The sequence below is a fragment of the Bradyrhizobium sp. AZCC 1721 genome (assembly GCF_036924715.1).
GTDB lineage: Bacteria > Pseudomonadota > Alphaproteobacteria > Rhizobiales > Xanthobacteraceae > Bradyrhizobium.
The window spans coordinates 512,759-530,680 of record NZ_JAZHSB010000001.1 but is presented as its reverse complement, the minus strand read 5'-3'; the positions used below and the strand labels follow the sequence as shown (position 1 = coordinate 530,680).

17 protein-coding genes are annotated in these 17,922 nt (G+C 63.0%); 8 read left to right on the top strand and 9 right to left on the bottom strand.

The genetic code is table 11. The features are described 5' to 3' along the window. Positions 1 to 21: 21 nt before the first annotated feature. The 7 genes from V1273_RS02505 to V1273_RS02475 all read right to left on the bottom strand — a co-directional run bounded on the left by V1273_RS02505 (position 22) and on the right by V1273_RS02475 (position 7,511). Positions 22 to 723 carry a branched-chain amino acid ABC transporter ATP-binding protein gene (locus V1273_RS02505; RefSeq protein WP_334379459.1) on the bottom strand — a complete coding sequence of 234 codons (702 nt, stop codon included), beginning with the start codon at positions 721 to 723 and terminating at the stop codon, positions 22 to 24. Beyond that, on the bottom strand, positions 716 to 1,450 hold the full coding sequence (locus tag V1273_RS02500) for an ABC transporter ATP-binding protein (RefSeq protein WP_334379460.1): 735 nt from the start codon (positions 1,448 to 1,450) through the stop codon (positions 716 to 718). Before V1273_RS02500 ends, V1273_RS02505 begins: the two co-directional genes overlap by 8 nt. Continuing rightward, a complete protein-coding gene (locus V1273_RS02495; protein ID WP_334379461.1) occupies positions 1,437 to 2,474 on the bottom strand; it encodes a branched-chain amino acid ABC transporter permease in 1,038 nt (345 codons plus the stop codon). Before V1273_RS02495 ends, V1273_RS02500 begins: the two co-directional genes overlap by 14 nt. Before the next feature lie 63 nt (positions 2,475 to 2,537). Beyond that, on the bottom strand, positions 2,538 to 3,758 hold the full coding sequence (locus V1273_RS02490; RefSeq protein ID WP_334366098.1) for a substrate-binding protein: 1,221 nt from the start codon (positions 3,756 to 3,758) through the stop codon (positions 2,538 to 2,540). A 4-nt stretch (positions 3,759 to 3,762) separates the two neighbouring features. Beyond that, a complete protein-coding gene (locus V1273_RS02485; RefSeq protein WP_334379462.1) occupies positions 3,763 to 4,620 on the bottom strand; it encodes a branched-chain amino acid ABC transporter permease in 858 nt (285 codons plus the stop codon). 36 nt (positions 4,621 to 4,656) lie between these two features. Further along, a complete protein-coding gene (locus V1273_RS02480; RefSeq protein WP_334366095.1) occupies positions 4,657 to 6,171 on the bottom strand; it encodes an amidase in 1,515 nt (504 codons plus the stop codon). Between the two features lie 155 nt (positions 6,172 to 6,326). Continuing rightward, the gene (locus tag V1273_RS02475; protein ID WP_334366094.1) at positions 6,327 to 7,511 is read right to left on the bottom strand and encodes a substrate-binding domain-containing protein; all 1,185 of its coding nucleotides are present in this window, start codon (positions 7,509 to 7,511) and stop codon (positions 6,327 to 6,329) included. Between the two features lie 180 nt (positions 7,512 to 7,691). Here V1273_RS02475 and V1273_RS02470 point away from each other — a divergent pair, with 180 nt between their 5' ends. Next, positions 7,692 to 8,135 (top strand): MarR family winged helix-turn-helix transcriptional regulator, encoded by a 444-nt coding sequence (locus V1273_RS02470; protein ID WP_028347666.1) that lies wholly within the window; start codon positions 7,692 to 7,694, stop codon positions 8,133 to 8,135. Positions 8,136 to 8,261: 126 nt separating this feature from the next. Here V1273_RS02470 and secA read toward each other — a convergent pair whose 3' ends face one another. Then, positions 8,262 to 11,099: a preprotein translocase subunit SecA gene (gene secA, locus V1273_RS02465; RefSeq protein WP_334366093.1), complete on the bottom strand. Its 2,838-nt coding sequence runs from the start codon at positions 11,097 to 11,099 to the stop codon at positions 8,262 to 8,264. 345 nt (positions 11,100 to 11,444) lie between these two features. Here secA and V1273_RS02460 point away from each other — a divergent pair, with 345 nt between their 5' ends. From V1273_RS02460 to V1273_RS02450, 3 genes are all read left to right on the top strand, one after another. Next, entirely contained in the window at positions 11,445 to 12,365 is a 921-nt protein-coding gene (locus V1273_RS02460; RefSeq protein WP_334366092.1) for a peptidylprolyl isomerase, read from the top strand. Between the two features lie 161 nt (positions 12,366 to 12,526). Further along, positions 12,527 to 13,768, top strand: a complete 1,242-nt coding sequence (gene argJ / locus V1273_RS02455) for a bifunctional glutamate N-acetyltransferase/amino-acid acetyltransferase ArgJ (RefSeq protein ID WP_334408609.1) — start codon at positions 12,527 to 12,529, stop codon at positions 13,766 to 13,768. A 15-nt stretch (positions 13,769 to 13,783) separates the two neighbouring features. Further along, on the top strand, positions 13,784 to 14,194 hold the full coding sequence (locus tag V1273_RS02450; RefSeq protein WP_334408608.1) for a (deoxy)nucleoside triphosphate pyrophosphohydrolase: 411 nt from the start codon (positions 13,784 to 13,786) through the stop codon (positions 14,192 to 14,194). A gap of 222 nt (positions 14,195 to 14,416) precedes the next feature. Here the strand turns inward: V1273_RS02450 and V1273_RS02445 are convergent, their stop codons facing one another. After that, entirely contained in the window at positions 14,417 to 15,262 is an 846-nt protein-coding gene (locus tag V1273_RS02445; protein WP_334408607.1) for a methyltransferase domain-containing protein, read from the bottom strand. A gap of 77 nt (positions 15,263 to 15,339) precedes the next feature. Between V1273_RS02445 and V1273_RS02440 the strand changes: the two genes are divergently transcribed. From V1273_RS02440 to V1273_RS02425, 4 genes are read left to right on the top strand one after another with little or no spacing between them, the layout of a single operon-like run. Next, complete coding sequence (locus tag V1273_RS02440; RefSeq protein WP_334408606.1) at positions 15,340 to 16,149, top strand: ComF family protein; 810 nt, start codon at positions 15,340 to 15,342, stop codon at positions 16,147 to 16,149. 43 nt (positions 16,150 to 16,192) lie between these two features. Beyond that, complete coding sequence (gene grxC / locus V1273_RS02435) at positions 16,193 to 16,465, top strand: glutaredoxin 3 (RefSeq protein WP_334379466.1); 273 nt, start codon at positions 16,193 to 16,195, stop codon at positions 16,463 to 16,465. Next, positions 16,462 to 17,340 (top strand): carbon-nitrogen hydrolase family protein, encoded by an 879-nt coding sequence (locus V1273_RS02430; protein WP_334379467.1) that lies wholly within the window; start codon positions 16,462 to 16,464, stop codon positions 17,338 to 17,340. Before grxC ends, V1273_RS02430 begins: the two co-directional genes overlap by 4 nt. Next, the gene (locus V1273_RS02425; protein ID WP_334366085.1) at positions 17,337 to 17,807 is read left to right on the top strand and encodes a DUF1178 family protein; all 471 of its coding nucleotides are present in this window, start codon (positions 17,337 to 17,339) and stop codon (positions 17,805 to 17,807) included. Before V1273_RS02430 ends, V1273_RS02425 begins: the two co-directional genes overlap by 4 nt. Positions 17,808 to 17,922 lie beyond the last annotated feature (115 nt).

Genomic DNA, 17,922 nt, shown 5'->3' with positions numbered 1-17,922 from the left:
CCGATGCGCCTTCGGCGGACGCTACGGTGCGAGATAGCGCAACAATTCCGGATCGTTCCGCACCTCGCCAGCAGCGCCTTGCAGCGCCACCCTGCCGCGATCGAGCACATAGGCATAATCGGCGACGCGCAGCGCGAGATCGAGATGCTGCTCGACGATGACGATCGCGATCTGCTTGGCCAACTCGATGAGCCGCTCGGTGATCTCCTCGATCACACCGACCCACACGCCTTCGGTCGGCTCGTCCAGCAGCAGCAATTTGGGATTGCCAAGCATCGCGCGTCCGATCGCCAGCATCTTGCGCTCGCCGCCCGACAGCGTGCCGGCCGGCTGGTCGAGCCGCCGCCCGAGCTTCGGGAAGATGCTCAGGACCCGATCGACCGCCGTCGGATCAACGTTGAACAGCGAGCCGACTGCGAGATTGTCGCGCACCGAGAGCCGAGCGAACACCGAATGTTCCTGGGGCACGTAGCCGATGCCCGAGCGGACCCGCTCCTCGGTCCGGCGCCGGGTGATGTCACGGCCGTCGAAAAACAATTCGCCATTCGAGCTCGCAAGCTCGCCGACGATCGTCTTCATCAGTGTGGTCTTGCCGGCTCCGTTACGGCCGAGCACCGCGACGCCGCCACGCCAGGGAATGCCGATGTTGACATCGAACAGGACCTGGCTGCGGCCATAACCGGCTTCGAGATGTCGTACGTCGAGAAATGTCTGTTCAGGCACGACGTAGATAAATCTCCTGGACGCTCTTGTTGACCTGGATCTCGGCGACCGTTCCGGACGCGAGCACACGACCCTGGTCGATCACGGTCAGGCGGTCGCAGATATCGCGGATGAAATCCAGATCGTGTTCGACGATCACAAGCGAACAATGCTGCTTGATAGGCTGCAGGAGTTCGCCGGTGACGCGGCGTTCTTCCAGGCTCATGCCGCCGGTCGGCTCGTCCAGCAGCAGCAGCCGCGGCTTGGCTGCGAGCGCCATAGCGATTTCCAGCCATTGCTGCTGCCCGTGCGACAGCGCCGCGGCAGCATCATGCGCGCGATCGGCGAGGCGGAACTGGCTCAGCATCATCATTACCTGATCGTGCAGCACGCCGCGCGTGCGCGAGAACACCAGATCGAACAGCGAGGATTGCGCCTGCAGCGCCAGCAGGATGTTGTCGTACAGCGTCAGTGTCGGCAGCACGCTAGTGATCTGGAATTTCAGGCTCATGCCGGCGCGGGCTCGCTCGGTCGGCGACAACTGGGTGATATCGCGGTTGATGAAGGTGACCTTGCCTTGGGTCGGCACCTCGGCGCCTGCGACGCACTTCATCAGGGTGCTTTTTCCCGAGCCGTTCGGCCCGATCAGGCCGTGAAACTCGTTTTCGCCTATCGTCAGCGCGGCACCATCGAGCGCGGTGAGCTTGCCAAACACCTTGACGATGCCGGTCGCCTCAAGGAGCGGCATTGCGCTTCTCCTTCGGTCCCGCCCCAAAACTGCCGACGCGCTCGCGTTCGCCGAGCACGAAGCTGATCAGCCCGAGCGGGCGGAACAGGATCACCAGCAGCAGCAACACGCCGAGAAGGATAGGCCAGATGTCGCGATAATTGTCCGACAGCCAGAAGCTGACGCCCTCGATGATAACGGCGCCGATAACCGCGCCGATCAATGTGCCCGATCCGCCGAATAAAACGTAAAGCACGACCTGCGTCGAGATTACCACGCCGACCATATTGGGCCAGACGAAGCCCTCGTGAAATGCGTAGAGACTACCTGCAAGGCCTGCGATGGTGCCGCCCACGGCGAAAACAATCGCCTTCAGGTGTTGCGCCTTGTATCCGAAGAAGGCGATGCGCTGCTCGTTCTCGCGAAGCCCCGCCAGTGCCAGGCCGAACTGCGAGCGCACCAGGAAGCGGCACAGCAGATAGACGACAACCAGAGTGCCGAGCGCGAAATAGTAATAGACCGGTCCTTCGGTAACGTCGTAGTTACCGAGCGACATCGACGGAATCGAGGGAATGCCGTTCTGTCCGCCGAGATAGTACCAGCCGCGCGCCAGGCGGTCGGCCGCGTAGGATCCGGTCAGGGTACCGAGTGCAACGAAGATCACGCTGGAGGGATGCCGGCCGAGCAGCAGAAAGCCACCGAGCAGCAGCGAGGTGGTGAGCCCGATCAGCGTTCCCGCCGGCAGTACGAGAAAGATCGAGGTGATGTTGAGGTCGCGCGCCATCAGTGCAACGCCATAACCGGCCGACCCGAAGAACAGCGCCTGACCGAAGCTCATGATGCCGGCATATCCCCACACCAGATCGAACGAGAGCGCGAACAGGGCGAGAATAATGACGCGGGTAGCGAACACCGTGAGGTAGTCCTGCAGAACCAGCGGCAGGATCAGCGCAGCGATCAGCACCGCCCCTTCCACGATCGGGAGCACCTTCCGTCCCGCCGCCAGTCGCGCCGGCAATGCTTGATCCAATCCACCGTCAGCCATCGAAACGTCGGGCCCCCGACTCACGTTGCGCGAAGGGCCTGCTTTGCTGCACCCATGGATCACTCAGCACTCCTTGGGATCGACGAGGCCGTCGCTGCGGCCCACGATCTCATAGTTCCCGCCTTTGGCAACAGCGGTATACATCTTCATCTTGCAGTGCCGCTTGCCCGGCACCATCTCGGCCGGTCCGCCCGGGCCTTCCGCGATCTTGGCATGATCGAGCGCCGCGGCCACCGCATCGCGGTCGATCTTGCCGGCTTCCTTGACCGCCGCTTCCCATAGCTTCAGCCCGCGATAGGTGCCGGTCGCCGCGCTGCCGGCGGCGAACAGGAAATTGCCGGGGAAATCCTTCTCGTAGGCCGCCTGGATCTTGGCGCTGACCGGATCGTCCTTGGTCAGCGCCTTGAAGTAGTCAAGGCAGCTTGCAAGACCCTCGATCTCGCTGGCCTGATTGATGTTGAGCGTATTCTCGTCATAGTACACGCAGGCCAGCCGTCCCCCATTCTTCAGGAAGCCAGCCTCGTAGAGCTGCTTGAAGAACGGACCGACACCGGGAGGGATTACAGTGTTAAAGACGACATCGACCTTGTTGGAGATGATGCGGTTGACGGTGGCTGAGAAGTCGACCTGGTCGAGCGGGTAGTACTCCTCGAACACGACCTCGCCACCGCTGGATTCAATCACCTTGCGTGCATAGACGTTGAGCGTGTGCGGCCAGACATAGTTCGCGCTTGGCAGCGCAAACTTCTTGCCGCCGTTCTTGATCAGCCAGGGTATGAACTCGTCGCATTGCTGCGCCGGAGTCGGGCCGGTGCAGAATAGATTGGCCGTGCATTCCTTGCCCTCGTAAAGCTGCGGATAGATGTACAGCGTCTTGCCGCGCGCCACGATCGGATCCTTAATCGCGTTGCGCATCGAACTGGTGATGCCGCCGAGCACCATGTCGACCTTGTCGCGCTGGATCAGCTTGCGAACGTTGCCGACGGCGACCGATTCGTTGGAGGCGGTGTCCTCGATGTAGAGCTCGAGCGGCCGGCCGAGCAGGCCGCCGGCAGCGTTGATCTGCTTGATGACCATCTTGGCGACATTGGCGTCAGCATTGCCGGCATAAGCGATCGGGCCGGTCAGGTCGGTTGCGATGCCGACCTTGATCGGGCCTTCGGCGGCATTGGCCCAGTCGGGCCTGACCACCCAGCTACCGATCCCGGTCGCAATCGCGCCGGTCGTGAAAGCAAAGCCGCTGAGGAAACGACGGCGCGTCAAATCAAGGCGATCGGCAAACATGCGACTAAACCCCTTTTCCAGCGATGAGGCCTTGCGGCCGGAATTTGATGAAGACGATGGCGAGTACGAAGACGAGAACGTCGGCGACCACGGGCGCCATGACCCAGGGTAGCGCCGCGCTGAGCGTTCCGATCAAGCCGGCTCCGGCGACCGGCCCGATAAACGATCCGACGCCGCCGACCATGACGGCGACAAAGCCCTGAATCAGGAACCGGATACCGAGGTCGGCGAACAAGCTGAACACGGGCACGATCAACGCGCCAGCAAGCCCCGCCAGCGCGGCGCCGAAGGCAAACGTGGCGCCGTAGATCAGGGGCGTCGAGATTCCCGACACCCGCGCCAGCGCCGGATTTTCCAACGTCGCGCGCACGCGAAGGCCGAAGCTGGTCCGCGACAGCAATAGATAGCAGCCGCCCATCACCAGCAGCGTGATGACGATGATCGTGAAGCGCCACGTCGAAATGTGCATCGTGCCGATATCGATCGAGCCGCCGATCGGCTCCGGCACGGTCAGATAGAAACCGCCGATCAGGCCGCGCACGCTTTCGCGGATGATCAGGCCGAGCGCATAGGTGCCAAGCATCGCCACGATGGGCGCGGCATAGAAGCGCCGGATGATGAGCGCCTCCAGCACGAAGCCGAGGCCGCCAACGATGAATGGCGCAGCCGCCATGCCCACCCAGATCGGAATCCCGCGGCTATGCGCCAGATAGGTAACGTAAGCGCCGAGCAGGACGAACTCGCCCTGCGCGAAGTTGAAAATTCCCATCATGCTGGCAATGATCCCGAGCCCCAGCACGACCAGAACGATGATCGCGCCGAAACTCAGGATCTCGAATGCCGCAACGAAGGTGCTAGCCATGCCTTGCGATCCAACCGGCCCGCGACAAAACGCCGCTCACATTTTCTTCCAGTCGCCGATTTGCTCGAAGGCGTGCGCGGCGCGATAGATCGTGGATTCCTCGAACAGCCGGCCGACCAGCATCAAGCCCACCGGAAGACCGTCCACCATGCCGCAGGGCAACGACATTGCGGGATGATGGGTGATGTCGAATGGCGCGGTGTTCGAAATCATTTCCAGCGCGCGGGCGACGTAGTCTTCGCGGCTGGCATTGGCCGGCGGCAGCGGCGTCGCCTTCATCGGCGTCGTTGGCAGCAGCAGCAGATCGTAGTCCTTGAAGGCCTTGTCGTAGGCAGCGGTCAGCCGCCTGGAGATATTGAGCGCCTTGCCATAGTAGCGCGGGCCGAAATTGTTGTTGATGTAGGTGCCGAGCAGCAGGAACAGCTTCGTGGTCTCCGACAGCGAGTCGGCTTGCCGGCGCCAGCCTCGATGGAAATCCATCAGCGACGTCGAATAGAGATCGCCACGGCTCAGCCCGTAGCCGTCGCCATACATCATGGTCTGCGTCATGCCTTCGGTGCCGATCGGCGTCCAGATTGCAGGGCCGGTCAAATGCATCGGGATCGAGACCGTCTCGACCGAGGCACCGAGATCGCGGAAGCGCTTGGCCGCTTCGCGCACGCTCTCATTCACCGCAGCTTCCGCCATTGGCTGCTCGAAGCCTTCCTTGAGTATGCCGATCCTCATCCCTTTGACGCCGCCGCCGAGTGCCTTGGTATACTCCTCGACCTTCGGCGCCTTGATGCGCGGATCGTAGCCGTCGTCGCCGGCGATCACCTCCAGCAACAACGCGTTGTCGGCCACCGTTGCCGTCATCGGCCCGGTATGGTCGACGAAAATTTCGATCGGCATGATACCGGTGTACGGAACCAGTCCCCAGGTCGGCTTCATCCCGTATGTGCCGCAGAACGAGGACGGCATCCGGATCGAACCGCCCTGGTCACCGCCGATCGCCATGTCGACCTCGCCAAGCGCAACGACGACGCCGCTACCCGACGAAGAGCCGCCGGCCGAATAGCCCATCTTGTGCGGATTGTGCACAGGTCCCACCGCGTTGGTGTGACTGCCGCCGGACATGCAGAAGGATTCGCAGTGAACCTTGCCGGCGATTTCGGCGCCCGCGTCCAGCATCCGCGTGACGATGGTGGCATCGAAATCGGGCACGTAGCCTTCCAGCGTGGCCGATCCGTTCATCATGGGCACGCCGGCCAACATGATGTTGTCCTTCAGCGCGACCGTCTTGCCCTTAAGCTTGCCGGAAGCGGCGCCTTTCACGGTCGACTTGCGGTACCAGGCGTTGCGCGGGTTCTCTTCCGGCAAGGGGCGGTAGCCGGGGGTGCGCGGATACTTCACTTCCGGCAGCTCGTCCGGCATCGCTGCGACGAGATTGTAGGCATCGATCGAACCTTGCATCAGACTGCGGAACGAAGCGACGTCCTCGTCGGTGAGTGACAGGCCGCATTGCTCGGCGACGGCGCGAAGTTGCGTTGGTGTTGGAAGGACGACTGACACGACGCTCTCCTGAAGCTTTTTGATCCCTGGGCGTGCAGCCGGCGGCCCGCTTATCGCGTGCGAACCGTGGCCTTTGCGCAGGTATCCAAAACGGAAATATTTTCCTTTTCAAGCATTATTTCGGATTTCGACTGAATAAGATTGTTCCGTCGTTGCTAGATTGCCTTGATCACCTTGAAATCGAGGCCATCGGCCTCGGCGAGATACATCTGCATCCGAACACGACCATCACGGACGATCACCGGTCCGCGTGCGCCGCTATAAACGACATTGCGCCCCGCCGCGAACAAGGGCGCCATCGCCAGCGTGCCGGCCTGGTTGGCCGCGGCTTCAAGAAATCGCAACCCTTCATAGTTCGATTGACCGAGCGAGCCGATCGGCGGGGCATTCGGACCGAACATCGCGCGATAGCCGCCCATGAATTCGTCATTGGCGCGCGAGCCGACACAGGGGAAGTAGCCGGACGCGCAGAACAGGTTCTCGCTGTTATCGGCGCCGATGCCGAGCAACACGGTTTCGTCCATCGCTCCGGCGAACCGCAGCATGGTGGCGGCGAGCCCGGATTCGCCGAAGGCGCGATTGAAGGTGATGCTGTCGGTTCCGATCAGGGAGATCAGCACAACGTCGGGCCGCGCGGCGCGGATGCGCGCCAGATGCGGCTCGTGATTGTCCTCACCGAGCGGGACGAACTCCTCGCCGACAACGTGGCCACCGGCTTCCTTGATGTACCGCTTCACCGCGCGATGCGACTGCCAGGGCCAGACATAGTCGCTGCCTATCAGATACCAGCGCGCGGCCTTCTTGACCTCGCTGAGCCAATGGATCGACGGTCGGATCTGCCAGCGCGGCGTCTCGCCGATCGCCATCACGCCCGGCGTCTGTTCGCCGCCTTCGTAAACGGGGGTGTAGACATAGGGCACGCGGCCACGTGTAATCTTGCGCAGAGCCACGCGGACTGCACTGGTGTGCAAGCCAACGATGAGATCGACTTCGTCGAACCCGATTGCCTGCTCGGCGCGACGCAGGACGTCGTCGAGCGGCCCGCCTGCATCGTAGATCGAAAGCTCGATCTCGCGTCCAAGGATACCGCCGCGCTTGTTGATCTCCGCGACCGCAAGCTGCGCACTGCTCGTGGCGGATGGGCCCCAAACCCCGGGAGAGCCGGTGCAGCATATGAAGCCCCCGATCCGAAGCCTGTTCCCGGCGCCGCGCCGCCTGAAGAAGGCATGATCGTCCGGCGACAAGGCGCGATCATCCGCTGCCGCCGACAGGTTTCGAAACAGCAACTGCGGCGGAAACGTAGGGCCGCCGGAAGCCGGGAAGTTTACCGTCGAACGCACGCCAACTCCTGTCTGGCACCAGACCAAAACACATCCCGCGGGCGGCCGCGGCATCCGCCCTTCTTAGTTGGAGAAATAGCTTATTGGAAAATATTGAATATTCAACAATTGAAGTGCATATAGAAACGGCACTCGTTGCCGGACATTCACTCACATTCGGATCAAGACGAAGTTTCAGCCGTGGCCAAACCGCCGAAAGACAATTCCCCCATCACAGAACACCTCGCCTATTTGCTCGCGCAAGCCAACCGGGAGATCAACCGGCAGCTAGAAATGCGCTTGAGCAAGGAAGGCGTACCTGTCGAGCAATGGCGCATCCTTAAAGTTCTGTCCGACGGCAACGGCCATTCGATGGGCGAGCTTGCGGACGCGGTGCTGCTCAACCATCCCACGCTGACCAAGATGGTCGACCGCATGGTGTCAGACGCGCTGGTCTACCGCGTTCAGGACCCCAAGGACCGCCGCAAGGTCCTGATGTTCGTATCCGACCGCGGCAAGGCGCTGAGCAAGCGGCTGAACTCGCTGGCGGTGAGCCAGGAAGAGCACATCGTCGAGAGCTATGGCGACAAATCGACCAACGAGCTCAAGCGCCTGCTCGAGAGCCTGATCGACAGCTCGAACTAGAGGATGATCCGCGCCTTCGCAGCGGTCAGCTAAATTCGCGTACGCATTTGATCGTCATCGCCCGCGAAGGCGAGGCGTCCGGTACTCCGAGACATTTGCATGTGCGGAAGCCGCGCTGCGTTGCGCTCAAGCGTACTTGCCGTGGCAGTGCTTGTACTTCTTGCCGCTTCCGCAAGGGCAATCCTCGTTACGGCCGACCTTGCCCCAGCTTGCGGGGTTTTTCGGATCGCGATCGGCCGCCGGAGCCTGGGGCACCAGCGAGGCGTTGGCAAAGGCCATCTCGTCTTCGCCGGTATTGGGATCGAACTTGTGCGCTTCCATCGCCGGCAGCACCGGCTGCTGCTCTTCCGGCGGCACGATCTCGACGCGCATCAATTGCGCCGTCACCGCCTCGCGCAGATGCGCGGTCATTGCCTCATACAGGCCGAAGGCTTCCGATTTGTACTCCTGCAAGGGATCGCGCTGGCCATAGCCGCGCAGGCCGATCACCTGACGCAGATGATCGAGCATGATCAGGTGCTCGCGCCAGAGGTGGTCGAGCGTCTGCAAGAGGATAGTTTTCTCGACGTAGCGCATCACGTCGGGGCCCCATTGCGCGACCTTGGCCGCCATATGCTCGTCGACGCGCTGCTCGATCCGCGTCAGCAGTTCCTCGTCGGCAATGCCTTCTTCCTTGGCCCATTCATCGACCGGCAGGTCGATGTCAAGCACGCGCTTCAATTCTTCCTTGAGGCCGGCGACATCCCACTGCTCGGCATAGGCATGCTCGGGCACGTGCTTGGCGACGATGTCGTCGATGAAGTCGTGACGCATGTCCGTGACCATTTCGGCCACGCTGTCGCTCCTCATCAGCTCGACGCGCTGGTCGAAGATCACCTTGCGCTGGTCGTTCTGCACGTTGTCGAACTTGAGCAGATTCTTGCGGATATCGAAGTTGCGCGCCTCGACCTTCTGCTGCGCCTTCTCCAGCGCCTTGTTGATCCAGGGATGGATGATGGCCTCGCCCTCCTTCAGGCCAAGCCGCTGCAGCATGGTGTCGAGCCGGTCGGAGCCGAAGATCCGCATCAGATCGTCTTCCAGCGACAGGAAGAATTTCGAGCGGCCGGGGTCGCCCTGGCGGCCGGAGCGGCCGCGGAGCTGGTTGTCGATGCGCCGGGATTCATGACGCTCCGAGCCCATGATGTAGAGCCCGCCGGGCTTGGTCACGGTCTTGGCCGCCTTTGAGCCCTTGGCAGGCTCGAGCTCCACCACTTCCTCGGCCTTCAGCACGATCTCGCGGAAGCGCTCGATGTCGGCCTTGATCTGTTCGATCTTTTTGGCCTTCTCGGCCTCGTCGGTGATGTCGGCGGTCTCCTGAAGGATCCGCATCTCGAGCGAGCCGCCGAGCTTGATGTCGGTACCGCGGCCGGCCATGTTGGTCGCGATCGTGATCGCGCCGGGCACGCCGGCCTCGGCAACGATATAGGCTTCCTGCTCGTGGAAGCGCGCGTTCAGCACCGCAAACAGTTTTGCCGGCTTGCCGGCGCGCGCGGCGGCATAGAGCTTCTCCAGCGCGACGTCGTTGCCGAAATCGATCTGCTTGTAGCCGTGCTTCTTCAGATAGTCGGCCAGCACTTCCGACTTTTCGATCGAGGCGGTGCCGACCAGCACCGGCTGCAGCCGCGCATTGGCGCGCTCGATCTCGGCCAGGATGGCGGCGTATTTCTCGGTCTGGGTGCGGTAGACCTCGTCGTCCTCGTCGAGACGCGCCACCGGCAGATTGGTCGGGATTTCGACGACCTCGAGCTTGTAGATGTCGAACAATTCGTCGGCTTCGGTCGCAGCCGTACCGGTCATGCCCGCGAGCTTTTCGTACATCCGGAAATAGTTCTGGAACGTGATCGAGGCCAGCGTCTGGTTTTCCGGCTGGACCTGAACGTGCTCCTTGGCTTCCAGCGCCTGGTGCAGGCCTTCCGAGTAGCGCCGTCCCGGCATCATGCGGCCGGTGAACTCGTCGATGATGATGACTTCGCCGTCGCGGACGATGTAGTCCTTGTCGCGGGTGAACAGCGAATGCGCCCGCAGCGCCTGGTTGATGTGGTGCACGACCGAGACGTTCTCCACGTCGTAGAGCGACTCGCCCTTGAGCTGGCCGGCATCGCGCAGCAGCGTCTCGATCTTCTCCATACCGGCTTCGGTCAGCGTCACCGTGCGCTGCTTCTCGTCGACCTCGTAGTCGGTCTTGTCGAGCTTGGGGAAGAAGGTGTCGATGGTGTTGTAGAAATCCGAGCGGTCGTCGAGCGGGCCGGAGATGATCAGCGGCGTGCGCGCCTCGTCGATCAGGATCGAGTCGACTTCGTCGACGATGGCGTAGAAATGGCCGCGCTGGACCATGTCCTCCAGCCGGTACTTCATGTTGTCGCGCAGATAGTCGAAACCGTATTCGTTGTTGGTGCCGTAGGTGATGTCGCGCGAATAGGCTTCCTTGCGCTCGCCATCATCGAGACCATGAACAATGACGCCAACGGTCAAGCCGAGGAAATTGTAGATCTGGCCCATCCATTCGCTGTCGCGGCGGGCGAGATAGTCGTTGACGGTGACGACGTGGACGCCCCGGCCGGCCAGCGCGTTGAGATAGACCGCGAGCGTCGCCACCAGCGTCTTGCCTTCGCCGGTCTTCATCTCGGCGATGTCGCCCTCGTGCAGCACCATGCCGCCGATCAACTGGACGTCGAAATGCCGCTGGCCGAGGGTGCGCTTGGCGGCCTCGCGGACGGTCGCGAAGGCTGGAACCAGAATGTCGTCGAGCGTCTTGCCGTCGGCGAGCTGCTGGCGGAATTCGGCGGTGCGGGCTTTCAGCGCCTCATCCGAGAGTTTCGCGAGCTCGGGCTCAAGCGCGTTGATGGCGTTGACGCGGGATTGATATCCCTTCACCCGCCGGTCGTTGGCGGAGCCGAAAAACTTGCGGGCGAGCGCGCCGATCATGCCAATTCCTGCCTTTGCCGTTACTTGCGTTGCAAGCCGTGATGGACCACCAAGTTGCCTATCAACTCACCGTGACGCACGGCGGCAAATACCCCGTTCCGGGGCGTCATCCGCCTAATGAGTGGGAATTAAGCAATCCAAGGTTCAACGGCAAAAAACGCAGCAAAATAAGCGCTATCGCCGCTGTACGATCCGGCACAGATATGGCCGGGTTCGGGCCTTGTCAACGTGGGTCCATATGTCAAGGAATTCATCATTTTGACAGACTTTTCGCGTTGCCAAGGCCGCATGATTGGGCGAGTGTCCCGCCGCCTTTGGCGCCCCTCTTCAAGACAAGGATTTTCCATGACCACCTCGTTCCCGGAAACGAAAACCGGCCTGCGCTTCGGCACGGCCTGCTCACGGGGTTCTTTGGCCGTAATGGCCTGTCTGGCTGCGGTTCTTGCCGCCGGCCTGCCGGTTCGCGCCCAGGACAACCCCGTTCTTGCCAAGGTTAACGGCGCGGAGATCCGCCAGAGCGACGTCGCGCTCGCGGAAGAGGAACTCGGCCCCAGCCTCGCGCAAATGGACCCGGCGACCAAGAAGGACAACGTGCTGGCCTTCCTGATCGACCTGAAGATCGTCGCCAAGGCCGCCGAGGAAAAGAAGGTCGAGAATTCCGAAGACTTCAAGAAGCGCCTGGCGTTCACGCGCAGCCGCCTGCTGATGGACAGCCTGCTCGCCACCGAGGGCAAGGCCGCGACCAGCGAAGCGGCCATGAAGCAGGTCTATGAGGAGGCCGCCAAGCAGATCACGGGGGAAATGGAAGTCCACGCCCGGCACATCCTGGTCGAGACCGAGGATGAGGCCAAGGCGATCGCGGAAGAGCTGAAGAAGGGCGGCGACTTCGCCGAACTGGCAAAGAAGAAGTCCAAGGACCCCGGCGCCTCCGATGGCGGCGATCTCGGCTTCTTCACCAAGGAACAGATGGTGCCGGAATTCTCCGCCGTCGCCTTCACGCTCGAACCCGGCAAGATTTCCGACCCCGTCAAGTCGCAATTCGGCTGGCACCTCATCAAGGTCGAGGAAAAGCGCGCCCGCAAGGCGCCCGAGTTCGAGCAGGTCAAGGCCCAGATCGAAACCTATGTGACGCGCAAGGCGCAGGCCGAATACGTCGCCAAGCTGCGCGAGGCCGCCAAGGTCGAGCGCATGGATAAGCCGGCCGAGGCCACCAAGCCGGATGCAGCAAAGCCCTCGGATTCCAAGATGGCGCCGACGAAGAAGTAAAAAATCGCTGTCACTTCTTCGAGACCGATAGTATCTACCATCGTCATGGCCGGGCCGAAGCGCCCGGCCGTTCCATGTCCGGGGACCGGTTGTCAGGCCCTGAAGACGTCGATGCCGGCGCAGGTCCGGCGATGGTTGATCTGGTTGAAGAAGGTGCTCGCATGTCCGCCACCGTTTCCCCCCTCGCCCCGACCGATGTTCCCGAGATGCCCGCGATTGCGGGTGTGAAGCTCGCCACCGCCGCCGCCGGCATCCGCTACAAGGGGCGAACCGACGTGCTGCTCGCCGTCATGGACAAGGGCACCACGGTCGCCGGCGTGTTCACCAAATCGAAATGCCCGTCCGCGCCGGTGGAATGGTGCCGCGCCAAGCTCGGCCGGGGACAAGCCCGCGCGCTGGTGGTGAATTCCGGCAATGCCAACGCATTCACCGGCAAGACCGGCAAGCAGTCGACGGCGCTGACCGCGCAAACCGCCGCGAAGGCGGTTGGCTGCACCACCGGCGACGTGTTCCTCGCCTCCACCGGCGTGATCGGCGAGCCGCTCGACGCCACCAAGTTCGACGGTGTGCTGGCGACGTTGGCGGATGCCGCCACGCCCGACCACTGGATGGACGCGGCGAAGGCCATCATGACAACCGATACCTTTCCGAAGGTCGCAACCGCCACAGTGAAGCTCGGCAAGGCCAAGGTCACGATCAACGGCATGGCCAAGGGCGCCGGCATGATCGCGCCCGACATGGCGACCATGCTATCCTTCGTGTTCACCGATGCGCCGCTGTCGTCCGCCGTGCTGCAGTCGCTGCTCAAGAGCGGCGTCGAGGACACTTTCAACGCCATCACCATCGACAGCGACACCTCGACCTCGGATACGCTGCTGGCCTTCGCCACCGGCGCGGCCGCCGACGATGGCGCGCCAACGATCAGCCGCGCCAGCGATCCGCGCCTCAAGGCGTTTGCCAAGGCCTTCCAAGGTGTGCTGGCCGACCTTGCCGAGCAGGTGGCCCGCGACGGCGAAGGCGCGCGCAAGCTGGTCGAGGTTATCGTCGAAGGCGCGACCACCAAGAACTCCGCGCGCAAGATCGCCATGTCGATCGCGAATTCGCCGCTGGTGAAGACGGCGATCGCTGGCGAGGATGCCAATTGGGGCCGTGTGGTGATGGCGGTCGGCAAGGCCGGCGAGCCCGCCAACCGCGACAAGCTTTCGATCTCGTTCAACGGCATTCGCGTCGCCAAGAGCGGCGCACGCGATCCGTCCTACAACGAGGCGGAGGTTTCCGAGGTGATGAAGAACCCGAAGATCCAGATCAAGGTTGCGCTTGGCCTCGGCAAGGGCCGCGACCGTGTGCTGACCTGCGACCTCACCAAGGAATATGTCGCGATTAACGGCGACTACCGGTCGTAAGCGAGAAAGCGGCGCATGGCTGACATCAAGCTTACTCTCGTGGTCGCCTGCGCCCTCGTCGATGCCGACAAGCGCGTGCTGATCGCGCAGCGCCCGGAAGGAAAGGCGCTCGCGGGCTTGTGGGAATTTCCCGGCGGCAAGGTCGAGCCCGGCGAGCGGCCGGAGCAGACCTTGATCCGCGAACTGCATGAGGAACTCGGCATCGACGTCAGCGAGCCATGTCTGGCGCCGCTGACGTTTGCGAGCCACGCCTATGACAGCTTTCATCTGCTGATGCCGCTCTACATCTGCCGGCGCTGGGAAGGCATGGTGATAGCGCGCGAGGGCCAGCAACTGGCCTGGGTCCGCGCCAACAAGCTGCGCGATTACCCGATGCCGCCTGCAGACATTCCGCTGATCCCGCATCTGATCGATTTGCTGATGTAGTGGCCACATACACAGCCGTCATGCCCGGACTTGCCGCCTCCAAATACCCCCGCGCAGCGCCTCTTCGGCGGCACGCAGAGCCCAGACACAAAATCGCGAAAACAACCCCATGCAAAGTAGAATGGGCCGGCTCGCCGCACGCGTGCTGCTTGCGTCCGGGGCACGAGAAGAAAAATGGTCCGTCGTCACGGCCCAACCTGATCTCATCCCGCCCTGGGTTGTCTATTTGGGAGCAGTTTTCTTCACCGCCGCTTCCAGGCTTGCTTTCGCCGAGCCGGGCTTCAACGGCTTCTGCTGGCTCTCATGCGGCGCCCAGCCGGACAGCCAGATCACGTCGAAGGTCGCGCGGATGCGGCCGTCAGGATCGGCGAAGCGCTCGCCGTAAATCTGCGCCATCCGCAACATGGTGGTGCGCCGGGTCGGCGTCCGTCGCCGTTCGATCAAAAAATTGGTCGCACCCATCCGCCTGAGATCAACCATCAGCGCGAACGCGCTGTCGTAGCGCACCACGACGCGATCGACGTCGGTGACCGGCAGCGCGAGCCCTGCGCGCTGCAGCAGGCTGCCGATGTCGCGCAAATCCGCAAACGGCGCGACGCGCGGCGATACCCCGCCCTCGCATTCGGCTTCCGCCGCGGCAAAGCTCTGCCGGAGCTCCGTCAGCGTATCGCCCCCGATCATCGCCGCCAGCAACAGCCCATCCGGCTTCAACGCGCGGCGGATCTGCGCCAGCACGCCGGGCAGATCGTTGACGAACTGAAACGCCAGCGCAGAAACAGCGAGATCGAGCGATTGCGGGGGCAAGTGCAGGGTTTCGGATTGATCGACATCGATGCGGGTGATGGATGAGAAGCGATCGGCCAATGGTTTTTGCAAGAGCTCGCCCGGCGTCCAGATATCGGCCACATCGGCAAAACTTCGCGTCACCGCCTGCAGCCGCTCTTCGAAATCTTCCCTGATACGATCGAGCAGGAATGTCGCCGGCCCGCCGCGCCGCGCGCGGTCAAGCCGCGCGCGCAAGAGCGCACGGTCGAACAGGATGGGCGCGCTGGCCGGGTTCGAAGCCATGCCGGTTGGTACGCTGGCTGCCTATCTCTGGCAATGCCGTGCTTGAGCCGCACGCGACACGGCGCTAGCCTCACGCCATGGACGCCGAGGCATCACCATCACGCTCCATTTCCAGCCAGCTTCGCGGCGCGCTCGGCGCCTGCCGCGACGCATTCGCGCATCTGCCGCGGCTCGCGCTCGACATCGCACTGCCGACGCAGTGCGTTTCCTGCCGCGAACCGGTTCATGGCGAGGGCGTTTGCGCGGCATGCTGGGCGAAACTGTCGTTCATCGCACCACCGTTCTGTCCGCGACTCGGCATCCCCTTCGTCTATGATCCCGGCCCCGAACTGCTGTCGATGGAGGCGATCGCCAATCCGCCGGCCTACCAGCGCGCCCGCGCCGCGGTGCGCTATGACGACGTCGCGCGAACCCTGGTTCATGCGCTGAAGTACCAGGATCGCACCGATCTGGCGCCCGCGATGGGCCGCTGGATGGCCCGTGCGGGCAAGGAATTGCTTGATGAGGCCGACGTGCTGGTCCCAGTTCCCCTGCACTGGCGGCGCGGTTGGAGCCGCCGCTACAACCAATCCGGCGCGCTGGCGCGGGTGATTTCACGTCAAACCGGCGTCAAACTGGCCTCTGAGGCGCTTCGCCGCATTCGCGCGACCGAGCAGCAGATCGGGCTGTCCCGACCGCAGCGCGCCAGCAATGTGCAGGGCGCCTTCAAGGTCGCCGCCGACCGCGCGGCCGACGTCCAGGGCCGCCGCGTCATCCTGATCGACGACGTGCTGACGTCAGGCGCCACGACCGACGCTTGCGCTCGGGCGCTACTGCGCGCCAAGGCCGCGCAGGTCGACGTGCTGGTATTCGCGCGGGTTGTGGACAGCCACCGGGCTCCCATATAATTCAAAGACTTGTAATTCAAAGACTTGCCAATCAGAGCGCGCCATGACTGCCATTGAAATCTATACCCGCCCCGGCTGCGGCTACTGCACCGCAGCCAAATCGCTGCTGACGCGCAAGAGCGCCGCGTTCACCGAACTGAACGTGGCCACCGACCCGGGCTATCGCGAGCAGATGTACGACCGCGCGGGCCACGGTTCGACCTTCCCTCAGATCTTCATCGGCAAAACCCATGTCGGCGGCTGTGACGAGCTTTATGCACTGGACCGCGCGGGCAAGCTCGACGCTTTGCTGGCGGGAGAAAAGGCCCCCTCATGAGCGCCGGTTCCACCTTCACCGCTGCCATGGTGCAGATGCGCACCGGGCTGCTGCCCGAACCGAGCCTCGAACAGGGCATCAACCTGATCCGCGAGGCCGCAGCGCAAGGCGCCGACTACGTGCTCACGCCCGAGGTGAGCAACATGATGCAACTGAACCGCAAGGCGCTGTTCGAGCATCTTGCATCGGAAGCAGACGACCCCTCGCTGAAAGCCTATCGCGCGCTGGCCGCGGAGCTGAAGATTTATCTTCACATCGGCTCGCTGGCGCTGCGCTTCTCGCCCGAGCGCGCCGTCAACCGCTCGTTTCTGATCGGGCCCGACGGTAATTTGCTCGCCAGCTACGACAAGATCCACATGTTCGATATCGACCTGCCCGGCGGCGAGAGCTATCGCGAATCCGCCAACTACCAGCCGGGCGAAACTGCCGTGATTTCCGATCTGCCGTGGGGGCGGATCGGGCTGACGATCTGCTACGACGTGCGGTTTCCGGCGCTCTATCGCGCGCTGGCCGAGGCCGGCGCGTCGTTCCTCACCGTGCCCTCGGCCTTCACCAGGAAAACCGGCGAGGCACATTGGCACACGCTATTGCGCGCCCGCGCCATCGAGACCGGCTGCTTCGTGTTCGCCGCGGCGCAGGGCGGCATGCATGAGAACAAGCGCGAGACCTACGGGCATTCACTGATCATCGACCCCTGGGGCGAGATCCTCGCCGAGGGCGGCGTCGAGCCCGGCGTGTTCCTCGCCAAGATCGACACATCCAGGGTCGAGACGGCTCGGAGAGCCGTGCCGTCGCTGCAGCATGGCAGGCGCTTCGGCATTGCCGATCCCAAGGCGGGCCCCGAGCATCTGCACCTGGTCCGGGGCTCGGCATGATCCGCTACAACCTTCGCTGCGAGAAGGGCCATGCTTTCGAAAGCTGGTTTCAAAGCTCCGCGGCTTACGAGACCCAGGAAAAGCGCAGACTGGTGAGCTGCCCGAATTGCGGCTCGGTCAAGGTCGAACGCGCCATCATGGCTCCACAGATCGTCAGCAAGAAGGGCCGCGAGCAAGCCGCGCCCGCGCCGACCGCGCCTGCGGAAGCAACCGGATCAGAATCGACGCCGCTGTTGATGGCGCAGGAGCGCGAGCTGCGCGCCAAGCTGAAGGAATTGCGCGATCACATCGTCAAGAATGCCGACAATGTCGGCGAGCGCTTCCCCAACGAAGCGCGCAAGATGCATTACGGCGATATCGAGCACCGCCCGATCTACGGCGAGGCCACGCCGGATGAGGCGCGCGCGCTGATCGACGAAGGCGTCGAGGTCTCCCCGCTGCCGGTGCTGCCGGAAGATAGGAATTGATGCGGAGCGTGCCAAGTCCCTCGTCATTGCGAGGAGCGAAGCGACGAAGCAATCCAGCTTTCAACTTGTTGCGCAATGGATTGCTTCGCTTCGCTCGCAATGACGGTTGGAGCAA

Excerpts from the sequence above, each read along its gene's own strand:
- V1273_RS02485 (WP_334379462.1), bottom strand. The coding sequence starts at position 4,620 with ATGGCTAGCACCTTCGTTGCGGCATTCGAGATCCTGAGTTTCGGCGCG.
- argJ (WP_334408609.1), top strand. The coding sequence starts at position 12,527 with ATGTCCGCCACCGTTTCCCCCCTCGCCCCGACCGATGTTCCCGAGATG.
- V1273_RS02450 (WP_334408608.1), top strand. The coding sequence starts at position 13,784 with ATGGCTGACATCAAGCTTACTCTCGTGGTCGCCTGCGCCCTCGTCGAT.
- V1273_RS02430 (WP_334379467.1), top strand. The coding sequence starts at position 16,462 with ATGAGCGCCGGTTCCACCTTCACCGCTGCCATGGTGCAGATGCGCACC.
- V1273_RS02500 (WP_334379460.1), bottom strand. The coding sequence starts at position 1,450 with ATGCCGCTCCTTGAGGCGACCGGCATCGTCAAGGTGTTTGGCAAGCTC.
- grxC (WP_334379466.1), top strand. The coding sequence starts at position 16,193 with ATGACTGCCATTGAAATCTATACCCGCCCCGGCTGCGGCTACTGCACC.
- secA (WP_334366093.1), bottom strand. The coding sequence starts at position 11,099 with ATGATCGGCGCGCTCGCCCGCAAGTTTTTCGGCTCCGCCAACGACCGG.
- V1273_RS02495 (WP_334379461.1), bottom strand. The coding sequence starts at position 2,474 with ATGGCTGACGGTGGATTGGATCAAGCATTGCCGGCGCGACTGGCGGCG.
- V1273_RS02425 (WP_334366085.1), top strand. The coding sequence starts at position 17,337 with ATGATCCGCTACAACCTTCGCTGCGAGAAGGGCCATGCTTTCGAAAGC.
- V1273_RS02490 (WP_334366098.1), bottom strand. The coding sequence starts at position 3,758 with ATGTTTGCCGATCGCCTTGATTTGACGCGCCGTCGTTTCCTCAGCGGC.
- V1273_RS02440 (WP_334408606.1), top strand. The coding sequence starts at position 15,340 with ATGGACGCCGAGGCATCACCATCACGCTCCATTTCCAGCCAGCTTCGC.
- V1273_RS02445 (WP_334408607.1), bottom strand. The coding sequence starts at position 15,262 with ATGGCTTCGAACCCGGCCAGCGCGCCCATCCTGTTCGACCGTGCGCTC.
- V1273_RS02460 (WP_334366092.1), top strand. The coding sequence starts at position 11,445 with ATGACCACCTCGTTCCCGGAAACGAAAACCGGCCTGCGCTTCGGCACG.